This is a genomic window from Paenibacillus sp. EKM301P, assembly GCF_011800295.1.
Taxonomy (GTDB): Bacteria; Bacillota; Bacilli; order Paenibacillales; family Paenibacillaceae; genus Paenibacillus; species Paenibacillus polymyxa.
The window spans coordinates 63,352-70,477 of the sequence record NZ_JAALFM010000013.1 but is presented as its reverse complement, the minus strand read 5'-3'; the positions used below and the strand labels follow the sequence as shown (position 1 = coordinate 70,477).

Below are 7,126 nucleotides of genomic sequence, written 5' to 3'. Positions count from 1 at the left end.
ACAGTTTAACGCGCGCTTCCACCCCGTCATTGATCAAGTGAAACAATTTCTTCCGCCTCAGCCACCAATCGTTCGCCTACGGTAGCCCGGCCACTTCCGAGAATATAACCACGCCGACGCTTGACCACTTCAAAATAGAGATCTATTCGGTCCCCAGGCTTCGCAAGGCTATGAAAGCGAACGCCATTGAGGTTGGTTAGGTATGAAATACCTCTTTTGTCAACCGCAGCGAATGCCGCTAATTGTGCAAGCGACTCCACGATCAGCATAGGAGGCATGTATGGATTAGCTTCTGTAATAAACCATTCGCTTGAGGTAACAAGCTTGTACCCCTTTGCCCATTGCGACGTTTCGTACCCGGTCACACCATCGAGCAGAAGAAATGGGTACCTGTGCGGAAGCACATCCTGGATATGGATTAGCTCTTCGCTCACAGGCTTATACCCCCTCCCACTTACGAACGGCAAGACAGACGTTGTGTCCTCCAAAACCAAAAGAATTACTAATCGCCGCACGGACCTCACGTTCCTGATATACATGCGGTACAAAATTCAGTTCAGGGGCTTCGGGATTGTCACAATTGAGTGTCGGTGGTACTTTGCTGTGGATCATGCTCTGTACCGTTGCAATTAATTCGACTGCCCCAGCACCGCCCATTAAATGGCCTGTCATGGATTTAATAGACGATATTGCCAACCGAGGCGCATGCTCTCCAAATACTTTTTGAATAGCATTAATCTCCATGCGATCATTAAATGGCGTACTCGTACCGTGGGCATTGACATAGTCAATCTCCTGCGGTGTTAAGCCCCCATCTTGCAGCGCTATATTGATCGCTTCTGCCGGGCCGGAGCCCGAGGGATCTGGAGCCGTGATATGATATGCGTCCGTTGTGCATCCATAACCCGCTACTTCGGCCAAAATGGTGGCGCCCCGGTTCAAGGCATGTTCCAACTCCTCCAGCACTAGAACCCCTGCCCCACCACCGATGACAAAACCGTCGCGATCCGTATCAAACGGGCGACTGGCTTTCTGTGGCTCTTCATTACGTCTGGAAAGAGCGTGAATATTCGCAAAAGAAGCCAAATCAAGCTGACTAAAGTTGGCCTCTGCTCCTCCAGCCACTACGACATCAGCTGTGCCGTATTGGATCGTACGTAATGCTTCACCGATGGCATTGCTTCCTGTGGCACAAGCAGTGACCACAGCAAACGAAGGTCCCTTAGCACCAATGGCAATAGAGATTTCGCCAGGCGCGGAATTAATCATCATCGAGGAAACAAAATAAGGAGAGACCCTTTTAGGACCAAGCTCCGTTAATTTTCTGTAGTTCTCCTCTATGACATCGAGGCCGCCTGCTCCAGAGCCGACGATAACACCCACACGACCTGCATTTCGTTCGTCTATGACTAACCTCGATTGCTCGACTGCCTGACGGGCAGCCGCCAAAGCGAATTGAGTGAACTGTGCAACCTTTTGGGCTTCCTTTTTGCTCATATACTCCAACGGGTCAAAGCCCGTAACTTGTGCACCAATTTTTGTTGGTATATTTGCTGTATCGAAAACAGTGACAGGTCCGATTCCACTCTTTCCTTCCAGCAGTGAATTCCAGAAATCTGTAAGATGAAGCCCGATCGGCGTTACGACTCCCTGTCCTGTCACTACAACACGTCTTCTCACCATACCCACGTCCTTCGCTGAAATTAATTCTTGGAAGCCTGTTGCTCGTAGAGAGGAAAGTCGCCATATACATGACTAATTTTCTCATGCACATCTGCAAGATCAGCAAACACCTCGACGACCACAAGCTTGTTCTCCTTGTACTTTTGCCAAGCAAGCTGAAGCTGCTCCCGAGCCTCCCCCTTGCTGCGGATTGCCAGACTTTCGACAAATTCATACTGGGGAATTTGGATTCCTGTCTTGACCGCCTCCGAAACAAATGGGAAGGCTTGTCCTGAGATATGCTTATAATTCATCTGGTTTTGCAGCCAACCGTAGCCGCCATTATTAAGTACAAGATAAATTACTGGTATTTGATACTGTACCGCCGTCATAAAATCTGAACAAAATAGATTGAATGCACCGTCACCTACAAGCGCTACTACCGGGCGTTCTGTCGCCACACTTGCCCCCAGAGCAGCGGCCGCACCGAATCCAAGACTCGTTTGGTCACTGGGGACAATGGAAAGTGAGCCTGTGGTAAAACGGAAATATGGATAAAAGTAGGACCACATATCCTGCAATCCGTTCTCTTGTAGAAGCACTAGGTCTTCAGGAAACTCCGTCTGAATCATGTCCAACAGTTCTGGAACGTGGATGCCGGGGGCCTTTTTCAACCCTTCCAAATAATTAGTCCTCTCTGAAAAAGCCTTTTGTTTACATCCTCTGATCGTTTCAAGCCACGCTCCATCGGGCTCCTGTCCGCGCCGTTCTAGCCATTGCTCCACTGCCGCATATCCATCGCCAAGCACCTTGATGCCTCTGAATTCGTGCGCAAAATCCTCCAGCTCTACATTGACTTGAATTAAAGGCGTATCCTGTAGCAAAATATCCCACTCGAACGTAGCCGTTTCTTCCAATCGACTGCCAAGCGTAATGACCACATCGGATTCCTGCCAGATTTGTCTCAGACTAAGATCGGTATAAAGACCGGCAACACCACAGAAAAGTTCATGGTCTTCATTCACTACACCTCGTCCCGAGGCAGTTGCGAACACAGCCGCTCCATGTTGGTTAGCGAACCGCTCAATCACATCGCTTGTCCCTGACTTCATTCCGCCTCCGACTAGAACGAGTGGTCTACGGGCATTCTCAATGATGTTCCATGCCGCATCCAGTTCCCTAACAGACGGAGAGCACGAGAGCTTTTCTGGCGGGGCAAACTGAATCCCTGTTGGCACAGACTGGTCCATCAGGTTTTCGGGTAATTCTATATAGACAGGACCTGGTGCTCCATTGATAGCCAAAAAGGCAGCCCGCTCCATCGCCCATACAAGCCGATCCACATGCTCAACACGATAAGCCCATTTGACGAGCGGCTTCACGAGTGAGATTTGATCGGCTTCCTGAAAGGATCGGGTACCCAGCTTGTCTCCTCCGGTGCCGAGCGCCAAAAGCAGGAGCGGGGCACCCAGGTTCTTGGCTTCCAGTAGCCCCGTAAGTGTATTGCTGAGCGCAGGACCTTTTCCCACAACACATACGGACATCTGGTTAGTTGTGAGCGCATAGCCTGCAGCCATAAACACAGCATTACGCTGATCTTTGCACAAAATAAAATCCATACCGGATGAGGGGAGTGACGCTACAATATTGAGATCGTCACTTGGTAATCCAAAGAGGTGCTGGGCCCCAGCCGATTGTAAGTAGCCAATGATGGCATCCCAGGGGGATATGCTCGCGGTCATACCAAACTCCTCTTTTCTGACAAATATTCTGCGACAATTTCCGAGATCAAGATCGGCTTCGAAACGAGCTTATAATCGTAAAAAATATAGTTCGACATCGTGCCATAGCCACCAAAAGGCTTATTGCCTTGATCCACATCCTCAAGGGTTTGATTAATGGTCAATGTGTGCTTCTTTCGTAGAACGTCTGCCAGATGCTCTGACCCGTATAAGCTGCAACCCATTGCCCGTTCGCTGAAATAACTGGAGGAAATGCGCTTGATCAATTGCTCGTCGTCTTGGTAGCTAACTACATTGAACACTGGCGAAAAATACTCAATAATCTCCAAGTTCTGATCCAATTCGCTATATACAACCGTTGGCTCCATTTTTTTCGTACGGAAATCAATGCCGCCGCCGTAAATAATAAACTTATCGTTCGTATTAAAATATTCAGAAACCGAATATAGCGTGTCTTTATAGAATATAGGGGAGTAGTTCGCGTTCGGATCATTGTTGGCCCCAAATACGAGTTCGTCAATCCGTTGAATCAGCAAGTTTTTAAATGGCTCGCTCACCTCTTGATGTACCAGGATGATGTCGGGCCCCAGGCAGTCCTGTCCAGAGTTGAACAATCTCATGCGAATCACATCGGTAACCGCCAGCTCCAGATCGGCATCTGGTCCAATGATGAAAGGATTGATCCCTTGTCCATAAAAAATGTAGAGCTGATCCTTGCGAATCTGTTTTTTGATCTTCTCCGCATTGGTATAGCTCCCGGTGAACACCACAATATCAGCTGGCATCACGGAATTCTCCATGAACACCTTCTGGCTAACTTTGCGAATATAGATAGGTAATTGGTGTACTGCTTGCAGCTTTTCATGCAACATATCGACATACTCGTTTACGTGAGAAGAAGGACGAAAGTCTATATTTTCAACGTACAGGGATGGAATCAAGAGGTATAATGCATAGGAGTACAAAATGACGTTGGAGGGCATGAATACAGCCATAGATCGTTGCCAGCTTGGCTGATGGGTCTGCACTTCTTGCAATGCACCTTGAAGTGTGAGGATCGTGGAGTCAATTTCTGCATTGGCGGCCCGATAGGATGAAAATTGTGTGAGAATATCCATCACTTCTTGCCGATTTTCAATCAAATAATTGAGGCATTTCAGAATAGATTCATGCCTTTTCAAAAACAGCGTGTTTTCTGCCAGTTCTGGATTTATACTCATGGCACATTCTCCCTTTCCTATATGCGATTTTGGTAAATATCTTGTTATGCTTTGCGAGAAGCAGCTTTCTCTAGAGCAGTGCGCTCCATCTCCAGACGATCTACTTTTCCATTGCGATTTAAAGGAAAATGGTCGAGCGGAAGCAAAAGATCGGGAAACATGTAAGAAGGGAGTACCCGATTCATCTCTTTGCGGAGCACAGGTAAGACCTGTGAGGATTCACTTTCGATGAATGCAACAAGCAAAGTACCTTTTGCCTCATCCTCCAAAGTAATCACACAGGATCGGTAACCTAGTGAACCAATCCGGTCTTCGATATAGACTGGGGAGACCATGTAGCCCATCCGGTTGACTGTCTTACCACTGCGACCAATAACATACAGCATTCCGTCATCCAGATAGCCTAAATCTCCCGTCTTGAACCAGCCATCCTGGAGAACAGATTGTGTCAGGTCGGGACGATTCAGATAACCTTCCATGCACCCGGCACTTCGTATCCACACTTCGCCTACGATACCGTCCACCTGATGGTTGCCAGTAGAATCAAGTATTTTCAAATCCACACCAGGTAATGGTTTGCCACACCCCTTCGGACACTCCAGCGTCCCCAGCGTGACGTTGCCCAGTTCAGAAAGGCCATAACCATTTAGCAGGGGCTGTCCAAATATGTTGTTAAATTTCTCTTCGAGGTCTTGAGTAAGTGGAGAGCCGCCTACGCACCACATGCGGACTGGGGATTGCTTGATCAATTCCAGTTGTTCGGGTTTTCGGCTTAGCATACGCAACAAGGTGTAAAAAGCAGAGGGGTTAGCGTCTACGACCGTCGCCCGGTCTTTCGTAATACTTGCAATGACGCTCCAGAGGTTTTTTGGATTGCAGATGATGAGAGAACATGAGGTTAACCACCAGGAGAAGATAAGTGAAATTCCATAAAAATGAGAGAAAGGCACTACGGGGAGCATATGGTCAGACGGTATGTAGTTCATAGCGTGTATGGAATGTCTGATATTCTCCATAAAAGCTGAACCAGCTTTCACGATTCCCTTGGGTTTTCCCGTCGTACCTGAAGAATACAGAATGAGCGCATCCGGTCTCTCGCACCACTTGTTAAAGTCGAGGGCTTCGGGCTTTGGCTCTCCCACCCAATGCGGGTGTACTGCTTCTTCTTGAATGAGATCTTGAATCAGAATAACGAGAGCATGAGGAACTTCTAAATCGGAATCCGTCAGAATGCAACAGGCACCCGCTTCATCATAGATTTGGGCCACCTCATCAATTACCGTCTGCTCGTCCACCACAGTTACCGAAACTGCGAGATGACACAGGGAAAACAGAGAAACAACAAACCAATAGGAATTGGCCGCTTTCAGAATCACTCTACCATCTTCAGGAATTCCTCTGAGAGTCAACATCCGTGAGAAGATCGTCACATCCCGCTCCAGACGTTCCCTGCTCATAATTCCTTCAGGTGAGATAATACGGCAATCCGTATGCGTAATAAGCACAACGTTCCCTCCTTACATCCCCGTAATATGATATCCAGCATCTACATGGATAACTTCACCCGTAATGCCTCTCGATAAATGGGAAAATAGGAATAACGCCGTATCTCCGACTTCAGACGTATCGACCGTCTTGCGTAGGGGCGTAGTTTCTTCAATATGCTTTAGCATTGTGTTAAAATCTTTAATGCCATAGGCGGCCAAAGTACGTATAGGACCAGCCGAAATCGCATTTACACGAATGCCGTAAGTACCCAGATCATTCGACAGATAGCGCATGCTGGCTTCTAGCGAGGCCTTTGCTACACCCATAATGTTGTAATTCTTAATGGCTCGTTCTGCGCCGATATACGTCATGGTGACGATACTTCCACCCTCCGTCATCAGCGGGTATACGCGGCGGGATACAGCAGCCAGAGAATAGGCACTGATTTCTTGAGCAACCGCGAATCCCTCGCGAGAAGTATCGACGAACGAGCCTTCCAAATCCTCAGCCTTAGCAAACGCAACACTGTGGAAATATCCGTGTAAGACGCCTACCTTCTCCTTGAGAAAGTCCGCCAGTGCATCCAATTCTTCATCGCTCTGTACATTGCAAGGACAGACAATGGAACCCGGAATGGTTTCAGCGAGCTTTAGCACCCGTTCTGCAACCCTCTCATTTTCGTAAGTAAAAATGAGATTTGCTCCTTCCGCAGCTAAAGATTGGGCTGTCCCCCAGGCAATACTCCTGTTATTAGCCACACCCATAATCAAAATGTTCTTTCCACTCAGTAGTACTGCCACAGAAACCACCTTTCCTTTTTACATTTTTAAACATAATAACAACTTAATTGCGTTTGTCTACATATATAGACATATATAATCTTTCCTGGAATATTATCTCGTCAGTTGCCAAACTTATATAGGCGCCGTTTTAGGCAGATGACAAGAATATTTTAAAAATTGTGAATGTGGTTTCTGTTGGTCTGTGTTCAAATCGAAAGGAGTCCATGCGTGT

6 protein-coding genes are annotated in these 7,126 nt (G+C 47.5%); all 6 read right to left on the bottom strand.

From position 1 onward, the window contains the following. Positions 1-26: 26 nt before the first annotated feature. Genes HFD99_RS21810 through fabI form a run of 6 tightly spaced genes read right to left on the bottom strand, consistent with a single transcriptional unit; the run spans position 27 to position 6,912 of the window. The gene (locus HFD99_RS21810; protein ID WP_123796614.1) at positions 27-434 is read right to left on the bottom strand and encodes a 3-hydroxyacyl-ACP dehydratase FabZ family protein; all 408 of its coding nucleotides are present in this window, start codon (positions 432-434) and stop codon (positions 27-29) included. Positions 435-438: 4 nt separating this feature from the next. After that, positions 439-1,683: a beta-ketoacyl-ACP synthase II gene (gene fabF / locus HFD99_RS21805; protein ID WP_016818887.1), complete on the bottom strand. Its 1,245-nt coding sequence runs from the start codon at positions 1,681-1,683 to the stop codon at positions 439-441. 20 nt (positions 1,684-1,703) lie between these two features. Further along, positions 1,704-3,404: a thiamine pyrophosphate-binding protein gene (locus tag HFD99_RS21800; protein ID WP_017427041.1), complete on the bottom strand. Its 1,701-nt coding sequence runs from the start codon at positions 3,402-3,404 to the stop codon at positions 1,704-1,706. Next, a complete protein-coding gene (locus HFD99_RS21795) occupies positions 3,401-4,624 on the bottom strand; it encodes an aldehyde dehydrogenase family protein (protein ID WP_016818889.1) in 1,224 nt (407 codons plus the stop codon). The genes HFD99_RS21800 and HFD99_RS21795 overlap by 4 nt, the downstream gene beginning before the upstream one ends. 44 nt (positions 4,625-4,668) lie before the next feature. Next, the gene (locus tag HFD99_RS21790) at positions 4,669-6,129 is read right to left on the bottom strand and encodes a class I adenylate-forming enzyme family protein (RefSeq protein ID WP_167441000.1); all 1,461 of its coding nucleotides are present in this window, start codon (positions 6,127-6,129) and stop codon (positions 4,669-4,671) included. 12 nt (positions 6,130-6,141) lie between these two features. Continuing rightward, complete coding sequence (gene fabI, locus HFD99_RS21785; RefSeq protein ID WP_017427043.1) at positions 6,142-6,912, bottom strand: enoyl-ACP reductase FabI; 771 nt, start codon at positions 6,910-6,912, stop codon at positions 6,142-6,144. Positions 6,913-7,126: the final 214 nt, after the last annotated feature.

Coding starts and splice junctions, on each gene's coding strand:
- HFD99_RS21795 (WP_016818889.1), bottom strand. CDS start 4,624: ATGAGTATAAATCCAGAACTGGCAGAAAACACGCTGTTTTTGAAAAGG.
- HFD99_RS21800 (WP_017427041.1), bottom strand. CDS start 3,404: ATGACCGCGAGCATATCCCCCTGGGATGCCATCATTGGCTACTTACAA.
- fabF (WP_016818887.1), bottom strand. CDS start 1,683: ATGGTGAGAAGACGTGTTGTAGTGACAGGACAGGGAGTCGTAACGCCG.